Annotated in this window: 18 protein-coding genes; 5 read left to right on the top strand and 13 right to left on the bottom strand. The window is 68.2% G+C overall.

Features of this window, described 5'->3' with window-relative positions; all coding sequences use genetic code 11:
* Positions 1–2 precede the first annotated feature (2 nt).
* The gene (locus tag ACE3N6_RS07255) at positions 3–308 is read left to right on the top strand and encodes a PilZ domain-containing protein (RefSeq protein WP_374244516.1); all 306 of its coding nucleotides are present in this window, start codon (positions 3–5) and stop codon (positions 306–308) included.
* Positions 309–317: 9 nt separating this feature from the next.
* On the opposite strand, the gene ACE3N6_RS07250 is transcribed toward ACE3N6_RS07255, so the two are convergent.
* Together ACE3N6_RS07250 and ACE3N6_RS07245 are read right to left on the bottom strand one after the other, a co-directional pair.
* The gene (locus tag ACE3N6_RS07250) at positions 318–1,091 is read right to left on the bottom strand and encodes a hypothetical protein (RefSeq protein WP_374244515.1); all 774 of its coding nucleotides are present in this window, start codon (positions 1,089–1,091) and stop codon (positions 318–320) included.
* Positions 1,092–1,121: 30 nt separating this feature from the next.
* Positions 1,122–2,060, bottom strand: coding sequence for a LysR family transcriptional regulator (locus ACE3N6_RS07245; protein ID WP_374244514.1), 939 nt, complete (start codon positions 2,058–2,060; stop codon positions 1,122–1,124).
* Positions 2,061–2,170: 110 nt separating this feature from the next.
* On the opposite strand from ACE3N6_RS07245, the gene ACE3N6_RS07240 reads away from it, so the two are divergent.
* Together ACE3N6_RS07240 and ACE3N6_RS07235 are read left to right on the top strand one after the other, a co-directional pair.
* The gene (locus ACE3N6_RS07240; protein ID WP_374244513.1) at positions 2,171–3,112 is read left to right on the top strand and encodes a sodium-dependent bicarbonate transport family permease; all 942 of its coding nucleotides are present in this window, start codon (positions 2,171–2,173) and stop codon (positions 3,110–3,112) included.
* On the top strand, positions 3,112–3,435 hold the full coding sequence (locus ACE3N6_RS07235; RefSeq protein ID WP_374244512.1) for a DUF3240 family protein: 324 nt from the start codon (positions 3,112–3,114) through the stop codon (positions 3,433–3,435). The genes ACE3N6_RS07240 and ACE3N6_RS07235 overlap by 1 nt, the downstream gene beginning before the upstream one ends.
* Before the next feature lie 57 nt (positions 3,436–3,492).
* On the opposite strand, the gene ACE3N6_RS07230 is transcribed toward ACE3N6_RS07235, so the two are convergent.
* Positions 3,493–5,040, bottom strand: coding sequence for a fumarate hydratase (locus ACE3N6_RS07230; protein WP_374244511.1), 1,548 nt, complete (start codon positions 5,038–5,040; stop codon positions 3,493–3,495).
* 18 nt (positions 5,041–5,058) lie between these two features.
* Positions 5,059–5,589, bottom strand: a complete 531-nt coding sequence (locus ACE3N6_RS07225) for a TIGR00645 family protein (protein ID WP_374244510.1) — start codon at positions 5,587–5,589, stop codon at positions 5,059–5,061.
* Between the two features lie 104 nt (positions 5,590–5,693).
* On the opposite strand from ACE3N6_RS07225, the gene purB reads away from it, so the two are divergent.
* Positions 5,694–7,061, top strand: coding sequence for an adenylosuccinate lyase (gene purB / locus ACE3N6_RS07220; protein WP_374244509.1), 1,368 nt, complete (start codon positions 5,694–5,696; stop codon positions 7,059–7,061).
* A gap of 87 nt (positions 7,062–7,148) precedes the next feature.
* A complete protein-coding gene (locus tag ACE3N6_RS07215) occupies positions 7,149–7,466 on the top strand; it encodes a DUF2322 family protein (RefSeq protein ID WP_153159947.1) in 318 nt (105 codons plus the stop codon).
* 63 nt (positions 7,467–7,529) lie between these two features.
* Here ACE3N6_RS07215 and ACE3N6_RS07210 read toward each other — a convergent pair whose 3' ends face one another.
* The 9 genes from ACE3N6_RS07210 to ACE3N6_RS07170 all read right to left on the bottom strand — a co-directional run bounded on the left by ACE3N6_RS07210 (position 7,530) and on the right by ACE3N6_RS07170 (position 16,735).
* Positions 7,530–7,889 carry a hypothetical protein gene (locus ACE3N6_RS07210; protein WP_374244508.1) on the bottom strand — a complete coding sequence of 120 codons (360 nt, stop codon included), beginning with the start codon at positions 7,887–7,889 and terminating at the stop codon, positions 7,530–7,532.
* An 81-nt stretch (positions 7,890–7,970) separates the two neighbouring features.
* Positions 7,971–9,698: a TrkA family potassium uptake protein gene (locus ACE3N6_RS07205; protein WP_374244507.1), complete on the bottom strand. Its 1,728-nt coding sequence runs from the start codon at positions 9,696–9,698 to the stop codon at positions 7,971–7,973.
* A 4-nt stretch (positions 9,699–9,702) separates the two neighbouring features.
* Positions 9,703–10,086 (bottom strand): DUF6394 family protein, encoded by a 384-nt coding sequence (locus tag ACE3N6_RS07200; protein ID WP_374244506.1) that lies wholly within the window; start codon positions 10,084–10,086, stop codon positions 9,703–9,705.
* Positions 10,087–10,258: 172 nt separating this feature from the next.
* Positions 10,259–10,696, bottom strand: coding sequence for a type IV pilin protein (locus ACE3N6_RS07195; protein WP_374244505.1), 438 nt, complete (start codon positions 10,694–10,696; stop codon positions 10,259–10,261).
* A gap of 54 nt (positions 10,697–10,750) precedes the next feature.
* On the bottom strand, positions 10,751–14,137 hold the full coding sequence (locus ACE3N6_RS07190) for a pilus assembly protein (RefSeq protein WP_374244504.1): 3,387 nt from the start codon (positions 14,135–14,137) through the stop codon (positions 10,751–10,753).
* Between the two features lie 15 nt (positions 14,138–14,152).
* On the bottom strand, positions 14,153–14,659 hold the full coding sequence (locus ACE3N6_RS07185; RefSeq protein WP_374244503.1) for a PilX N-terminal domain-containing pilus assembly protein: 507 nt from the start codon (positions 14,657–14,659) through the stop codon (positions 14,153–14,155).
* On the bottom strand, positions 14,656–15,678 hold the full coding sequence (locus tag ACE3N6_RS07180; protein WP_374244502.1) for a PilW family protein: 1,023 nt from the start codon (positions 15,676–15,678) through the stop codon (positions 14,656–14,658). Before ACE3N6_RS07180 ends, ACE3N6_RS07185 begins: the two co-directional genes overlap by 4 nt.
* 8 nt (positions 15,679–15,686) lie before the next feature.
* Positions 15,687–16,124 carry a type IV pilus modification protein PilV gene (pilV, locus tag ACE3N6_RS07175; RefSeq protein WP_374244501.1) on the bottom strand — a complete coding sequence of 146 codons (438 nt, stop codon included), beginning with the start codon at positions 16,122–16,124 and terminating at the stop codon, positions 15,687–15,689.
* Between the two features lie 23 nt (positions 16,125–16,147).
* Entirely contained in the window at positions 16,148–16,735 is a 588-nt protein-coding gene (locus ACE3N6_RS07170; protein ID WP_374244500.1) for a GspH/FimT family pseudopilin, read from the bottom strand.
* Positions 16,736–17,312 lie beyond the last annotated feature (577 nt).

Genomic DNA, 17,312 nt, shown 5'->3' with positions numbered 1-17,312 from the left:
CCATGGACCGCATGACCGAACGCCGCCGGGACCGCCGCATCCCCCTGGGCTGCAAGGTGGGCATCAAGCTCCCGCACGCCGCGCAGGCGGTGGTCGGCACCTGTGTCGACATCAGCGTGGGCGGCCTCACCATCCGCTCCAGCCACGTCCCGCGGATGGACGAAGTGTTCGAGATTGCCGTGCTGCCGCCCGACATGGGCGGCCCCTTCCAGCCGCTGCACGCCCGGGTGCGGGTGCGCCGCTGCCACGGGCTGGAGCAGGCCGGGCTCTACGAGATGGGCGTCGAGATCGTCGAGGTGATCCGCTAGCAGGCTGCCTCAGCGCGCCGGCAGCAGGCCGATCTCGACGGCCGTGCGGGGGCCGATCACGGTGTCGGCGAGGCTGTCGGGGCTGTCGGCGCGGCCCTCGGCCACCGGCAACCGCCCGGCCATGATCTCGGCCAGCGCCTGGGGGTGGCGCGGCTGGCGTCCGGGCTCGGCGTAGCCGTCCGGGTAAACCGGCAGCAGGCTGGCGGGGTCGTACTTGTCGGTGGCGCCCAGGGTGTGGAGCAGCTCGTGGGCGATCACCACCCCGTTGCGCTGGCGCTCGTCGCGGCTGGCGAACACCTTCACCACGCCGATGAGGCCCTTCTGCAGACCCAGGGAGTGATCGAGCTGCGGCGTGAGCGCCGGGTCGTGGTAGAGCACGAACAGGCGGATCTCCGGGCGCGGCCCCGGGGCGGCGTCGTGGCGCCACGCCCAGTAGCGCAGCTGCAGGCTCCACAGCGCCACCGACAGCCGGTTGCCGTCTGCCGGGAAGGGGGGCGGCAGCGCCTCCAGGGGCGGCGCCAGGGTGATCGCCACCGGGCGCAGCAGCGGCCGCCCGTAGCGCCGGACTTCCTCCTGCAGCCACTCGCCGATGGGGGCGAAGTCGTCGGCATGCAGGCGCGCGACGATCTGGCGGGTGACCGGCGAGTCGTCGGCGGCGATGGGGTAGATCGTGGTGCGGATCGAGTGCTTCCAGTCGGTGGCCTGGGCGCCGGCCCGCCACGCGCCGACGGCGACGGTGGCGAGGACGACCAGCAGGATGGCGATGCGCAGGGTGCGGAACATGGGTGGGGCGCCGGGGCGGAGCCTTCCATTCTAGCGGTGCGGCTCCAGCGGCGGTGGACCGGCGTCGGGGCCGGGCACGGCGGAGGCCTGACGCAGTTCGTCCAGAAACGCCCGGGCCGGCCGCGACAATATCTTGCTGCGCAGGTGCACCAGGTTCCACGGCTGGTGCAGGGGAAATCCGGCCACGTCGAGCACGCACAGGCCCTCGGCCTCCAGCCGGTCGCCCAGGGCGTGGCGGGACAGCACCGCGATGCCCATGCCGGTGCCGGCCAGTTCCAGCAGCGCCTCGTTGCTGGCCAGCGACAGGCGCACCTGCAGCGGCACCCCCTCGGCCGCCGCGAAGGCGTCGATGGCGTGGCGCGAGCCCGAGCCGGGCTCCTTGAGCAGAAAGGGTTCGCCAGCCAGCTCTCGCAGGCTCACCGGGCGGGCGGCGGCCCAGTGGTCGCGCGGGGCGAGGGCCACCAGCTCGTTGTCGAGGAAGGGGTGGACCACAATGTCCAGGTCGTCGGGCGGGTAGGACATCACGTACAGGTCGTCCTCGTTGTTGCGCAGGCGCTCGACGATCCGCGCCCGGTTGGCGATCTCCAGCTCGATGGAGACCTGCGGGTAGCGCCGGCAGAAGGCGCCCACCATGCGCGGCACGAAGTACTTGGCGGTGCTCACCAGCGCCACCCGCAGCCGGCCCCGGCGCAAGCCCTGCAGCTCGTCGATGGCCGACTCGAAGCGCGACCACACGTCGTCGAGGCTGCGTACGGTGGCCAGCAGCTCCTCCCCGGCGGCGGTGAGGCGCAGCTCGCGGCCGGCCTGGTCGAAGAGCGGCAGGCCCACGGTGTCGGCCAGCTGGCGCAGCTGGATCGACACCGCCGGCTGGGTGAGGTGGAGGGCCTCCGCGGCGCGGCTGAAGCCGCCCAGGCGGGCGACGGCGGCAAAGGTCTCAAGCTGGCGGAAGGTGATGCGGCGACGGGGCATGTATAAGCTCCGGTTTATGTGTCGAGTGAAAGTCTTTAATTGGATTTTATGCTGCACTGCAGCCAGACTGGCAAGCGTTATCTGCTCTCGGGCTACGGCCCGGCCGAACCATGCCCTTCGAACCTGTCATCCTGTTCTTCGCCCTCGGCCTGCTGGCCGGCGTCGTGCGCTCCGACCTCAAGCTGCCCGGCGTGGTGTATGAGGCCCTGAGCATCTTCCTGCTGCTGGCCATCGGCCTGAAGGGCGGGGTCGAGCTGTCCCGCCATCACGTGGCCGATCTGGCGCTGCCGGCGCTGGTGGTGGTGGGGGCGGCGCTGCTGATCCCGCTCGCGGCCTTTCCGTTGCTGCAGCGCGTGGGGCGCCTGCCCCGGGCCGACGCGGCCTCGATCGCTGCCCATTATGGGTCGGTGAGCGTGGTCACCTTCGCGGTGGCCAGCAGCTATCTGGCCAGCCGCGGCGAGCCGGCCGAGGGCTACATGGTGGTCTTCCTGGCCCTGCTCGAGCTGCCGGCCCTGGTGGTGGGGGTGGCCCTGGCCCGCAAGGGCGCCGCCGACACCCGCTGGGGCAAGCTGCTCCACGAGGTGCTGGCGGGCAAGAGCATCGTGCTGTTGGGCGGCGGCCTCTTGATCGGCTGGCTGGCCGGGCCCCAGGGCATCCAGCCCCTCGACCGGGTGTTCTTCGACCTCTTCAAGGGCATGCTGGCCTTCTTCCTGCTGGAGATGGGGCTGGTGGTGGCGGGGCGGCTGGCCGACCTGCGCCGGGCCGGGCCCTTCCTGATCGCCTTCGCGGTGTCGATGCCCCTGGCCAGCGGCCTGCTGGGGGTGCTCACCGCCAATCTGCTGGATTTCTCGGTGGGCGGCGCGATGCTGCTGGCCACCCTGTACGCCAGCGCGTCCTACATCGCGGCCCCGGCGGCGATGCGCATCGCGGTGCCCGAGGCCAACCCGGCCCTCTCCATCGGCGCGGCGCTGGGCATCACCTTCCCGTTCAACCTGCTGGTGGGCGTGCCGACTTATCATTGGCTCGCCAGCCAACTTGCCGGAGTGATCTGATGAACCTGCCCCTGACCCTGCGCAAACTCCTCACCATCGTCTGCGAGGCCAGCCTGGAGCCCGATCTGGTGCGCGACCTGGCCGAGCTGGGCGCCCGCGGCTACACCGTCACCGAGGCCCGCGGGCGGGGCGCCCACGGCCTGCGGGACGGCTCGTGGGGTGCCGTGGCGAACATCCGGGTGGAGGTGCTGTGCGACGAGGCGACCGTCGAGGCCATCGTGGAGACGCTGCACCACCGCTACTACGCCCACTACGGGATGGTGATGTTCGTGACCGAGGCGGCCGTGCTGCGGCCCGAGAAGTTCCGCGGCGGCGCGGCCTGAGCCCCAGAAAGCACAAAACCCGGCACGGGGCCGGGTTTTGCGTGGGGCGTTGCCGGGTCAGGCGACGGTGACCGGGATCTTGCCGATCTTGGCCTGCCATTCCTTCGGGCCGGTGTTGTGCACCGAGGTGCCGGAGGAATCGACCGCCACGGTGACGGGCATGTCCTGCACGTCGAACTCGTAGATGGCTTCCATGCCCAGGTCGGCAAAGCCGACGACCTTGGCCGACTTGATGGCCTTGGCCACCAGGTAGGCGGCGCCGCCGACGGCCATCAGGTAGGCGGACTGGTTGTCCTTGATGGCTTCGATGGCGGTGGGGCCGCGCTCGGACTTGCCGACCATGGAGATCAGGCCGGTCTGCTCGAGCATCATGCGGGTGAACTTGTCCATCCGGGTGGCGGTGGTGGGGCCGGCGGGGCCGACGACTTCATCGCGCACGGGGTCGACCGGGCCGACGTAGTAGATCACGCGGTTGGTGAAGTCGACGGGCAGCTTCTCGCCCTTGGCCAGCATGTCGGCGATGCGCTTGTGGGCGGCGTCGCGGCCGGTGAGCATCTTGCCGTTGAGGAGCAGCTTCTGGCCCGGCTTCCAGGCGGCGACCTGTTCCTTGGTGAGGGTGTTCAGGTCAACCCGGGTGGCGGACTTGAGATCCGGCGTCCAGGTGACGGCGGGCCAGTCTTCGAGCTTGGGCGGCTCGATCTTGGCGGGGCCGGAGCCATCCAGGTGGAAGTGGCAGTGACGGGTGGCGGCGCAGTTGGGCACCAGGGCCACCGGCAGGTTGGCGGCGTGGCAGGGGTAGTCGAGCACCTTCACGTCGAGGACGGTGGTGAGGCCGCCCAGGCCCTGGGCGCCGACGCCCAGCGCGTTGACCTTCTCGTACAACTCGAGGCGCAGCTCTTCGGCGCGGGTGAGCTTCTCGCCCTTGGCGGCGGCTTCGGCGGCCTTGGCCTTGAGTTCGTGGATGTCCACCGGGGCCATGATGGATTCCTTGGCCAGCAGCATGGCCTTCTCGGGCGTGCCGCCGATGCCGATGCCGATGATGCCCGGCGGACACCAGCCGGCGCCCATCTCGGGGATCTTGTGCAGGACCCAGTCCACCAGGTCGTCGGACGGGTTGAGCATGGCGAATTTGGACTTGGCTTCGGAGCCGCCGCCCTTGGCCGCGCAGATCACCTCGACGTGATCGCCTTCGACGATCTCGAAGTGGACCACCGCCGGGGTGTTGTCCTTGGTGTTCTTGCGGGCGCCGGCCGGATCGGCCAGCACCGAGGCGCGCAGGGGGTTGTCGGGGTTGGCATAGGCGCGGCGCACGCCTTCGTCGATCATCTTCTGGACGCTCATGGTGGCGTCCGGCCAGGTGACCTGCATGCCCACCTTGATGAACACCATGCCGATGCCGGTATCCTGGCAGATCGGGCGATGGCCTTCGGCGGCCATGCGCGAGTTGGTGAGGATCTGGGCGATGGCGTCCTTGGCGGCGGGGGATTCCTCGCGCTCGTAGGCTTCGCCCAGCGCCTTGATGTAGTCCAGCGGGTGGTAGTAGCTGATGTACTGGAAGGCGTCCGCGACGGACTGGATCAGGTCTTCCTGCTTGATTGCGGTCATGGGTGAGGCTCCCTCTCTTTAGTGTTTTGACAGCAGAACGGTCTGGTTCATGATCTTGTCGACCCACGCCATGGCGAGGGCCGAGAACAGGAACACGACATGGATGATGACCTGCCACATGATGGCCTGCTCGGGCAGGTTGGCGGCGTTGATGAAGGTCTTGAGCAGGTGGATCGACGAGATGCCGATGATGGCCGTGGACAGCTTGATCTTGAGCACGCCGGCGTTCACGTGGGACAGCCACTCGGGCTGGTCGGGGTGGCCTTCCAGGTCGAGCCGGGAGACGAAGGTCTCGTAGCCGCCGATGATGACCATGATGAGCAGGTTGGCGATCATCACCACGTCGATCAGGCCGAGCACCACCAGCATGGTTTCGGTTTCGCTGATGTGGCCGCCGGAGTGGATGACGTTGCTCACCAGGTGGCCCAGTTCGGCCATGAACAGCCACACGTAGATGCCCTGGGCGACGATCAGGCCGAGGTAAAGCGGGGCCTGCAGCCAGCGGCTCCAGAAGATGAAGTTTTCGAGAACTTGCGGACCTTTTCTCATGGGTTTGGCACAGCAGTTGGGGAGCCCGGATTTTATCATCGGCGAAGCGGCCTCCAAGGCGGTAAAATAGAGAACTTTGCTTTTCTGCCTCAAGGGCTTTACGCATGAATCTGCAACCCATCACCGCGCTGTCGCCGCTGGACGGCCGCTACGAATCCAAGGTCTCCGCGCTGCGCGAGCACTTCTCCGAATTCGGCCTGATCCGCAACCGCGTGAAGGTCGAGATCGAATGGCTCAAGGCGCTGGCCGCCGCGCCCGAACTGGCCGAGATCGCGCCGTTCTCCGCCGCCACCGTCGCCGAACTCGACGGCGTGATCGCCAACTTCTCGGTGGCCGACGGCGAGGCCGTGAAGGCCATCGAGGCGACCACCAACCACGACGTGAAGGCCATGGAGTACTGGCTCAAGCAGCGCCTGGGCCACAACCCCGAAGTCACCCGCGTCACCGAGTTCATCCACTTCGGCTGCACGTCGGAAGACATCAACAACGTCTCCCACGCGCTGATGCTGCGCGACGGCCGCGACGGCGTGCTGCTGCCGTCCCTGGACAAGATCATCAATCGCCTCGTCGAGCTGGCCCACCAGCACGCCGACCTGCCGATGCTCTCCCGCACCCACGGCCAGCCCGCCAGCCCGACCACCCTGGGCAAGGAGATGGCCAACGTGGTGTATCGCCTGCGCCGCACCCGCAAGGCCATCGCCGGCGTCGAGCTGACCGCCAAGTTCAACGGCGCCGTGGGCAACTACAACGCCCACCTGTCGGCCTACCCCGAGTTCGACTGGGAAGCCTTCAACGGCCGCTTCATCGAATCCCTGGGCCTCGCCTTCAACCCCTACACCATCCAGATCGAACCGCACGACGCGATGGCCGAGCTGTACGACGCCACCGCCCGCGCCAACACCATCGTGCTGGATGTGTGCCGCGACATCTGGATGTACATCTCCCTGGGCTACTTCAAGCAGAAGCTGAAGGCCGGCGAGATCGGCTCGTCCACCATGCCGCACAAGGTCAACCCGATCGACTTCGAGAACGCCGAAGGCAACCTGGGCCTCGCCAACAGCGTGCTGCGCCATCTGGCTGACAAGCTGCCGGTGTCCCGCATGCAGCGCGACCTGACCGACTCCACCGTGCTGCGCAACATGGGCGTGGCCTTCGGCTACGCCGTGCTGGCCTACGATTCTTGCCTGCGCGGCCTGGGCAAGCTGGAAGCCGACCCGGCCCGCCTCGCCGCCGATCTCGACGCCTGCTGGGAAGTGCTCGCCGAGCCGATCCAGACCGTGATGCGCCGTTACGCCGTGCCCAACCCCTATGAGCAGCTCAAGGAGCTGACCCGCGGCAAGGGCATCACCAAGGAAGCGCTGCAGCAGTTCATCGGCACCCTGGCGATCCCCGAAGCCGAGAAGGCCCGCCTGCTCGAGATGACCCCGGGCAGCTACATCGGCAAGGCCGCCGAGCTGGCCAGGCGCATCTGAACGCTCGCCGGCGCGTTGGTGCCGGCTTGATCGGAAGGGCGGCGTGGTCGCCCTTCGCGCTTCAAACCTGATTCTGGAGATTCACGAATGGCTTTTGCCGACAAGCTCAAGGCCCTGCCGGGCGTCTCGCACCTGGCTTCGATCCAGCTGCTGGGGGCTGGCGACGAGGTGGTGGCCACCATCGAGAACAAGCCCGGCCAGGCCGGCTCGCTGGCGGTGTACAACCACCTGGCGCAGATCCACGGCGCGATCACCCCGACGGCTGCCGCCCAGGGCATCGAGATCTACTCGGAGCACAGCGAGGACGCGCGCCTCAATCCGGGCAAGCACCCCAACATCGACCGTCTGATCGGGCTGGTCGAGCGGGGCGAGACCCTGCGGGTGAAGCACGTGTTTGCCGCCTGAGCGGTTCTCGCGCTGCACGAAAAGGGCTGCCCGCGGGCAGCCCTTTTTGCTGGCGCGGGCGGATCAGGCCGCGCGGGGAACCCGCCCCAGCCAGCCCACGATGACCCGGGCGACGACGATGCCCAGTGCGTCGGCGATCACGTCCATCGGCTCGCCGACGCGGTTGGCGGTGAGGGTGGCCTGGCACACTTCGATCAGCACACCGTAGCCGAGCAGGCCGCCGGCCACCGCCCCGATCTGCCGCGGCCAGCCCGCCCAGCCCAGCAGCGCGAGCACGGCAAAGGCGGCGCTGTGGTGGAGCTTGTCCTGGAAGGAGACGACCTCGGGCACGACGGCCATCGGGATCATCGCCAGCACGAAGATGACGACGAGGGCCAGGATGAACAGGGGGCGGACGAGGCGCGGGGAGAGTCGCAAGGGCATGGCGGCAGGGAGCGGTGGGGAGCGCGCATTCTAGCGCGTGCCTGGACGCGGGCCGGGTGGGCGTCGCCCGCGCCGGGCAGGTCAGGCGTTGCCGGGCCGGCGGCGGGCGGCGAGCCACTCCCACACCAGCCCGCCCGGGGAGTCCTGGCCGGTGAGCACGTAGTCGAGGGTGTGGGCGTTGAACAGGACCAGGTCGAGATCCTTGCGGGCGGCGTCCAGGCCCACCAGCAGGAGCTGGTCGCCGGGCAGGATGTCCTGCTCGTCGCCCGGCAGCAGGCGGGGTGGGTCGCCCTCGCGCAGCAGCAGCAGGGGCCGGCATTCGAGGGGCGGCCGCCCGGTGACCGGGGCGCGCAGCAGCTGGCCGAGCTGCAGGCGGTCGTGGCGCATGAGCAGGCGGTACGCCGAGGGCGCCTGGGCGATGTTGAGGGTGACGCTCCAGACGGCGGGCACGTCCCAGCCGAAGCGCGCGGTGAGGGCGTCGAGGATCTGCTGGGCCCAGGCGTCGTCGGCCCGCTTGACGGCGTCGAGGAAGGGCGCCAGGAGCGGGGTGGTGAGGATGGCGAGGCATTCGTGGGCGACGATTTCGCTGGGCACCATCGCGAAGTCGGATTCGAAGGCCTCGAACAGGGCGCGGTTGGAGACGTGGTTCTGGCGCAGCACGGTGAACAGCCGGGGGTTGAGTTCCCGGGCGGTGACGACGGTGGAGAGGTTGTTCACGTCGTTGGCGGTGGCGGCCACGATGCCCACCGCGTCGGCGATGCCGGCCGCACGCAGGGCCTCGACGCCGGTGCCGTCGCCCTTGACCCAGGTGTGGGTCGGGTCGATGGGCGGGGCGCGGTCGATGATCGTCACCGGCAGGCCGGCGCCTTCGAGGGCCTGGGTCATCACCCGGCCGAAGGCGCCGTAGCCGCACAGCACCCACTTGCCGGTGGGCGGTTCCCGGTGGCGGGCGATGGCGGTGCCGGGCAGCCCGGTGAGCCACAGCAGCAGGTGGTAGGCGGCCGGCGAGTGGAGGGCGAGGGCCATGTACTCGCCGAACTTCTCGAAGGGGTTGATGATGTGGCGGGTGCCGAAGGAGGCCATGTTGGCGACGGTTTCGGCGTGTTCGGCCCGGCACAGGGCCGGCAGGGTGGGGGCCAGCAGGCGGGCGGCGATGGCCACGGCGAGGTTGGTGCCGTCGTCGTTGGTCAGCGCGATCACCCCGCGGCAGTAGCGGCTGGTGAGCCCGGCGAAGATCAGGGTGTCGGGTTTGCCGGCGTCGGCGCACAGGGCGGGCATGTCGGCGGAGTAGCTCTGCAGCTCCAGGTCGCCCACGCGGGTTTCGTCGAGTTCGATGACCACCGCCCGGAAGCCCAGTTCGTCCAGCGCCTTGCAGATCAGCCGGCCGGTCTCGCCGTAGCCGCACACCAGGAAGAAGGGTTCGCGCAGGTGGCGGACCTGGCGGGAGAAGTGCTGCACGGCGATGGCGTTGAGGAAGTTCTTGTCCTGCAGCATCGCGAACACGGTGCCCAGGGTGTAGGCCCAGCCGATCACCGACAGGTAGATGCACACCACCGTCCATAGCCGCTGCTGTTCGGAGAAGGCGTAGGGGATCTCGCCGAAGCCGATGGTGGTGGCGGTGTAGCTGATGAAATAGACGGCGTGGAAGAAGCTCATCCGTGGCCCTGGGCCGCCGCCGTTGGGGTCGGGCGGGCCGGGCATGAGGGTGAGGCCGAGCACCGATACCGCGAAGATCACGATGAGCACGATCAGCGGCGTGCGCAGCCGCCGCAGGACCAGGAAGATCGTGCTGGTGGGGGTGCTGTTCACGGCGTCAGCGCCGCTGCATGATGGTTTCGGCGATCAGGATCACCACCGACACGACGTTGGCGAACAGTGCGCCGCCCGAGAGGGAAACGATGCTCGACATGGACGACGGGGTGAGGCCGGTGCCGGCCACGTGGGCCACGTAGCCCCACACCATGGCGGCGGCCAGCAGCTGCAGGTCGGCGACGAGGCTGGTGGCAAGGTGGATGGCGCCGATCTGGGTGCGGTCGCCGAACTTGAGCACGGTGGCGATCAGGTTGACCACCACCGCGGCGAACAGCTCGTAGATGTCGTGGTGGGCGGGGTTGTCGATTTCGCCGATGAAGAAGCCGAAGTTGAGGGTGGCGGCGAAGACGATGAAGAAACCGAAGATGACTTTCTCGAGGTTCATGGGCGGCCTGCGCTTCCGGAGAGGGTATCCCGGAATCCTAGCACCGGGCCGGCGGGGGCGGGCTGTCGATGTGCGCCGGGCGTGCTCCGGCGGGGCGGGTGTTGCCAAAACGACGACGGCGGGAAGCGCCGGCCGTGCTGGCCGTGGCTTCCCGCCGTGGGTCGGGTGGGGCTTACCAGCAGGTGTTGGGGGTGCCGGTGCCGGATACCGTCTTGGCGCCGGTGTGGGCGAGGGTGAGGGTGCCGCACTGGGTGTCGGCGCTGGCCTGGCCGCCCTGGGGGGTGATCTTCAGGACGAAGGCGTTGGCGCTCACCGAGGCGATCGCCAGCACGTAGGTGCCCTTCATGTCATTCACGCAGGCGGTGGCGGGCAGGGCCACGGCGGTGCCGTCGGTGGCCTGGTCGTAGCGCAGGTTGGAGGTGTAGAAGCGCTCCATGTACTGGGCGGCTTCCTGCAGGCAGGCGGTGGCGAGGTTGCGCTTGCTGCGCATCACGTAGCTGGAGTAGTTGGGGTAGGCGATCATGGTGAGGATGCCGACGATGCAGACGGCGACCATCAGTTCGATCAGCGTGAGGCCGGCCTGGCGGCGGCGTTGGCGGTTGGGCTTCATGGGCTTCCCGGGGGCAAAGGTTGACGTTGGCGAGGCCTATAACGGCATCCCGCGTCATTCCTTGCGGATTTCCCGCCACGATACGCGCCCCCGCAGTTCGGTGAGGTTGACGTTCGGCTGGGCCTTGCAGGCGCCGGTCGAGTCGCAGCTCTGGATGGTGAACTTGGAGTCGGTGACCTTCTTGATGGTGATCTCGCCGATCATGCCGCCGGTGCGCACCGAGCCCGCCGGGGTGAGCTTGCCGCCGACGAGCTTCTTGTCGGCGTCGTCGAAGGTGCTGTCGTTGTTGATGTCGAAGAAGGGCTTGACCAGCGTGGCGCCGCTGAAGGCGCTCAGGGCGTTGATGTAGCCGCTGCCGCCCGAGGCGCATTTGTCGGTGCTGGGGATGATACTGCTGGCGTACAGCACGCCGGCCGAGTACTGGCTGCGGGAGACGATGCGCTCGCCGCTCTTGACGCCGCCGATGGCCAGATCCACGTACCAGCCGCTCTTGCCGACCATGTCGTTGGCGGTGGCTTCGGAGAAGGTGCGGGTGAGGTAGGTGCCCTGGGCGGTTTCGGCCGTGAGGGTGCGCTGGGTGAGGGCGCTGCGGCCGGCGATGGCGGTGCCGTCGTCGATGAGGCCGTACCAGGTCTGGATGGCGTTGTCGGAGACGTCGGCGTTGGTGAGGTAGCGGCCGGTGCCGCCGAAGACCCAGCGCTTGTTGGTCTTGGGGTCGATGGCGACCGACAGCCCGCCGGTGATGGGCTGGGTGTTGTTGCTGGCGTCGCGGGCGGTGAACATCGAGGTGGCGGACCATGCGCTGGTGTCGGTGCCGGCCAGGTTGAAGCGCCAGAAGTTGCCGAGCAGGTCGCCGGCGTAGACCAGATCGACCTTGCCGTCGCCCTCCTTGTCGAAGCCGACCAGGGATGCCAGCCCGTTGGTGGCGGTGGAGGAGCCGGCGCCGGTGGCGATCTTCTTGATGAGCGCGCCGGTTTCGAGGTTCAGGACGTACAGGAAGGCTTTCTCGTTGGTGCTGTTGTAGCCGTTGCCGATGAGCACCGCCCACACGCCGGTGTTGAGCTTGACGATCACCGGCTTGCCGAGGGTCTGGCCGAGGTCGGAGTCGGTGTATTCCCACAGCACGTTGCCGCTGCCGAAGGCGGAGGGCGAGCTGACGTCCAGCGCGTAGATGCCCTTGCCGGCCCGGCCGAGGCTGCCCACCAGGATGTTCTTGCCAACGAGGGTGGCGTCGGAGACGGCCAGCTCGCCGTCGTTGAGGTACTTGTGGGAGTAGTTGGGGTTGGAGAGCGAGGCGAGGTCGGTGAAGTTGACGCTGCCGGGGATGTAGGCGAACAGCTCCACGCCGTTGGTGGCATTGAAGGCGTGGAGCATGCCGTCGTTGCCCGGGATGAACAGGGTGTTGGACGACTTGAGGTAGACCGGGGCGGGGTTGGCGAAGTCGCCGAGCACCGAGCTGCGGTTGCGGTAGGCGCCGCCGTTGGAGACTTCGCCGGTTCGCACGCCGCGCAGGTAGTCCACCACCGCCGAACTGCCCAGGGCGCTCTTCTTGCTGCCGCTGAGGTTGGTGTATTCGAAGGCAGTGCCGCCGCCGCCGTTGTCCTTCCAGGTGAAGATGTTGCGGGATGCCGCCGCCGGCACATTGGCAGAGGCTTTCCAGACCGGGATCGGAGTGCCGTCGGAGGTGGTGTTCATCTGGCCGTTGGCGTTGTAGGCGACGGCCCACAGGTCGCCGCCCCAGTTGCCGTCGTAGCGGGCGACGAAGGTGCGGCCGGCGGCTTCGAGGGCGAAGGAGGTGACGGCCACGTTCCACACGCCGCCGGCCTCGCCGATGGTGGTGAGCGCCGAGACCAGGCCGTTGGCGAACTCGGTGGGGTTCTTGGCGGCGACGAAGCTGCCGCGGCCGTTGACGGCGGCGTGCCAGAGGTCGTCGATCTTCTGGGCGTCGCCGTCCAGGGGGTTGGGCCAGGTGACGGTGCCGGCGGTCAGGCGTGCGAGGTCGGTGGCGGGGTTGAGGGTGCCCTGGGGCCCGAGGGACAGGGTGAAGGTGTTCATGTTCTGCCAGAACGACGGGTTGGTGCTGGTGGCCCGCATGTTGTTGGCCAGGTCCGTCCGCAGGTCGTTCTTCCAGTAGTACATGGCGATGTCGGCCAGGGTGTTGGTGTAGCTGTCCTGGTAGGGCTTGACCGCGGCGTACTTGTAGGTCTGGGAGCCGGTGCCGCTGATGGTGGTGCCGGCGGTGCCGTCCTCGTTGGCGATGCCGGCGATGGTGGTGTCGCCGTAGTAGCCGTCGGTGGTGAGGATGGTGAAGTTGCGCCGGCACGACAGCTGGGGCGAGGGGCCGTAGGGGCCGGTGTTGTCGGAGCGGGAGTAGTACTGGCCGGCCCGGTCGAGGGCCTGCTTGAGCGGCGTGCCGGAGGTGGGTACGGGGTTGGTGAACAGGTTGTTGAACCAGGTCTGCCGGTTGGTGCTTTCGAAGACGCCTGAGGTGGGGATGGCGTCGCCGAAGCTGCCGGTGTTGATGGTGGTGAAACCGACCCGGTAGTTAGTGCCCAGCTTGGAGAACGCGATGCTCGACCCGGCCCGGGCCGCCAGCGTGCGCGAACGGTAGTAGCTGAACCAGTTGGCGAAGTTCTGGGCTTCGTCGGCGACGCTGCGGCCGGAGGGGAAGGCGCTCGATATGGTCGTGGTGGTGCCGGTGGCCAGGTCGGTGGCGTAGCCCTTGTTGCCCTGGATCTGGTACTTGGTGTAGCTCGCGGCGGCCGTCTTGCTCAGGCTGCCGCCCTTGTACACGTAGTAAGTGATCGGCCAGAAGCTGTGGGTGCAGGTGCCCGACCAGCCGCACTGGGATGCGCCGTTGGTCAGGGAGGTGCCGGAGATCCAGTTGGCGGTGAGGGTCTGCTGACTTGTCAGGTTGAGGGTGCCGGCGCTCGAGTTGGCTGGATGGTACGGTGCCGCGCTAGGGGAGGCGTTGCCGTACGACGTGCCGTCGTATTTCACCCACGGCGTGTAGGTGATCGACGGGTCGTAGAAGATCGTGTTATTGGCGGCTGAGCGCTTGTAGTAGTTGTGGAAGTTGGTGTCGCTGAAGGTGGGGATCAGCCGCCAGTTGGTGTTGTTCTGGCCGTAGATGTCCGAGCCGTAGATGGTGCGGGTCGGCGGCGGAAACAGGTAGATGCCATAGCCGAGGTCGCCGATGGGGTTCTCGCCGGGCCAGATCGTGAGGTCGTCCGGCATCATCTCGAACTGCATGCTGCCCGAGTCGTCGAGGATGTACAGGATGTTCGAGGGGATGGCGGCGGCCGACTGCAGCGGTGCGTTCGGGATGTCGAGGGTGGCACGGGCGGGCTGGCAGGCCAGGATCACGGCGAGGGCGATCAGCGAGGGCGCGAAGGCGGCCCTGGGTTTGCGGCTGCGCGGGTGGTTGGACGGGCTTCTCATGACCGGCTCCCTGGATTACTGGCGTAGATTGGATTGAAGCATCACGCTGGTGCCGCGGCCGTTGGCGGCCACCGCGCGGGCGGTGATGCGGACCATCGGGATGAGACAGGTGGGCTCGACCGGGATCTGCAGATGGCAGGTGCCGTCGACCGGCTGGGCGCCCATGTCTTCGATGATGTACTGGGCCGTGACGATGCCGGCGTTGGCGTTGGTGGCCGACTTCCACCCGGTGAAGCTGCTGTCCATCCAGCGGTCGGTGGCGTTGGCGACGGGCGTCGGGCACAGGCCGTTGGTGCAGACGGTGGTGAAGGTCAGCGGCGAGGCGGCGACGATCTCGGCTTCGCGCAGGGCGGCTTCGGCGGCTTCGAACACGTAGTTCTGGTCGTACTGGTTGCCGCTCATCCGCTCTTCGAGCCCGGCGCTGCGCATGGCCGACAGGCCCAGCAGGGTGATGACGATGAGGATCAGCATCGACGCGACCAGGACCATGCCGCGCTGCCGGCGGGGATGGTGCGGGCTCATGGCGTTCTGTTCCTCAGCATGATGGTGCTGGTGGCGGCGGTGGTGATGCGCCGCTCGCCCGCGGTGCCGGTGGTGACGTTCTTGTCGATGCCCTCGAAGTTCAGGGTCAGGCGCACCGCGATGACCGCTCCCCAGTCGGTGACCGAGGCTGCATCCACGTAGGCCGTGTTGCCGCTCTGGAGGTACTGGATCTGCATGTCGGTCACGCCGGTGGCGATCTCTTCGGGCGTGCCGTTCAGGAACAGGCGGTACAGCGCGGGCCGGCCGGCGGTGCCGTTGCCGATGTACCAGGTGCTGGCGCCGAAGCGGTACAGGCGGGCGACCAGCGAGTCGTACTTGTAGGCGGTGGTGGAGCAGGTGTTGTCGGCGTCGAAGCCCAGCGAGGTGCCGCAATTGCCCCGGGTGCCGGCGCCGGCGGCGTAGGTCACCGTCTTGCCGGACACGGTGGAGGCGTTGAGCACGGTGGATTGCTTGTAGTCGCAGGCGATCAGGATGTCGCCGGCGCTCAGGCCCGACGTGGCGGTGTTGAGGGTGAAGCTGAAGCCGGTGTTGTTGTGGGCGTCGATGCTGAAGCCCGCGCCGAGGGCGCCGGTGAGCTGGATCGCGTCGGTGGTGGAGATGCGCTGGCCCACGCCGCTGCCGATGGCGACGGCGGGCGTCGCGGTGCCGGCGTCGAAGCCCTGCACCCCGTTGCCCACCACGCTCCACCAGGCCGGGGTGGTGGCCTGGGCAGCGTTGAGGATGCTCTCGTTGCGCTTCGAGATGGCGTTGTCCAGGCGGCTGCCGTTGCCGCAGCCGGTGCCGGCCGCCTCGCGCACCTCGTGGCTGATGAGGGCGAAGGAGATGCGCGCCGAGTCCTGCATCTTGGAGAGGTTGTCCGAGGTCTTGTAGGAGGTCTGGCTGCCCAGGAACACCACCAGCACCCCACCCACCAGCACCATGCCCAGCACGAGCGAGATCATCAGCTCGATGAGGGTCAGCCCCTTCATGCGGGCGGGGCGAGCGGTCGGGGCGAACATGGCCGTCGTCACAGGATGATGCGGGTGGTCACGCTGAAGGCCGATTTGCCGCTGGTGGCGCGGGAGTCGTCCCACTGCACGGTGATGTCGCAGGTGGCGTTGCGGCACTCGATGCCGCCGCAGGCGGTGCGCCCGATGGCGCCCTTCAGGGCGTTGATCCACGAGGCCACGTCGGTGTTGGCGAGCCCCGTGCCGCTCACGTTGGCGCAGGTATCCACGTTGTACTCGCCGCCCTTGGCGGCGACCACGTTGGCGCGCATCGATTCGGTGATCGAGGCGCTCATGATGGTGGCCATCGAGCGCGACTGGGCGCTCTGGTTGTTGCGCAGGGACACGGTCTGCAGGGCGGCCATGCCGAGCATGCACAGGGACAGCACCACCATCGAGACGAGCACTTCGATGAGGCCCACGCCCTGTTGCCGCTTGAGAGAGGTTTTGTTTCTCATTTCCGGAATGCCTGTGGCTGGGGTCAGGAGTTGGAGGGGTTTGAGCAGGCGCCGTCGTTATCCACCGGCACGATGAGGGGGCGGCCGCCGGCGGCGATGCGCAGCTCGCGGGCGTTGAAGGCGGGCGCGGGGGTGACGATGCACACCGACAGCTTGGCCTGCAGCAGCGCCGACGAGGAGCCGGGCGCGGTGCGGGCGAAGCCGTCCGACCCGATGCGGATGCGGTTGCTCTGGCCGGAGATCGCCGGGCTGGCCAGCACGCTCATGCCGGAGGCCGTCGAGATCGAGCCGGTGCGCAGGATCTCCGCGGCGCTGGGGGTGTCGGAGCCGTCGGCGTCCGCGAACACCAGCCAGCCCTTCCAGGCGTCGGTGGATGCCGAGCAGGTGCTGCCGTCGTCGCTGCGGCAGAACACCACCCGCTGGTTCAGGCGGATGGCCTCGCTGCGGGCGATCATCAGGCCGCCCAGGATGTCGTTGGCCTGGGTGGCCAGCCGGTTGGTGTTGGTCAGCGAGGTGTAGGACGGCGCCGCGATGCTGATGAGGATCGCGGCAATCGAGATCGTCACCAGCAGTTCGACCAGCGTGAATCCGTTGTTGAGCGGTTTGCGCATCGGGTGTCTCGGTCTCCGCAGCCGTTGCCGGCGCGGCGGTCAGTTTTCGGGGGCGTTCCGGTTGAATCGGGGCCGGAGGGCGACGTGGCGATCACCGAGCGGCTCTTTCCGGTAACGACAAAAATGCGAAAAACTGAAACGGGCCTCGGTGATCTGCGTCACGACGTCCCGTTCGTTCGGGCTCCAAGGGAAACGGCCCCGCCGGGGGGAACTTGAGGTGGCTGCGACGAACGGTCGGGAAAGCTCCGCATCCCGCGCCGGGGCTGGATATTCCGCAATGCAGCAGGTGCCTGGGAGAGGGCTGGGAGGCATGCGCCGCGGGGGCTGCGGCGAGTCGGCGTGGCCGGGGCGACCACAAAATGGGCAGGTGCTGCGACAAAAAAGAACGGGCCCTGAGGCCCGTTCGTCGGATACGGCGGAAGGTGACTTTAGACTTTTTGGTAGATTTCGGCGCCCTTCTTCACGAACTCCACCGCCTTGGTCTCCATGCCCTTCTCCAGCGCCTCGGCCTCGGCGATGCCCTGGGCGGCGGCGAAGTCGCGCACGTCCTGGGTGATCTTCATCGAGCAGAAGTGCG

The sequence above is a fragment of the Zoogloea sp. genome, assembly GCF_041904905.1.
Classification (GTDB): Bacteria; Pseudomonadota; Gammaproteobacteria; order Burkholderiales; family Rhodocyclaceae; genus Zoogloea.
This window is presented reverse-complemented; position numbering and strand designations above follow the sequence as displayed.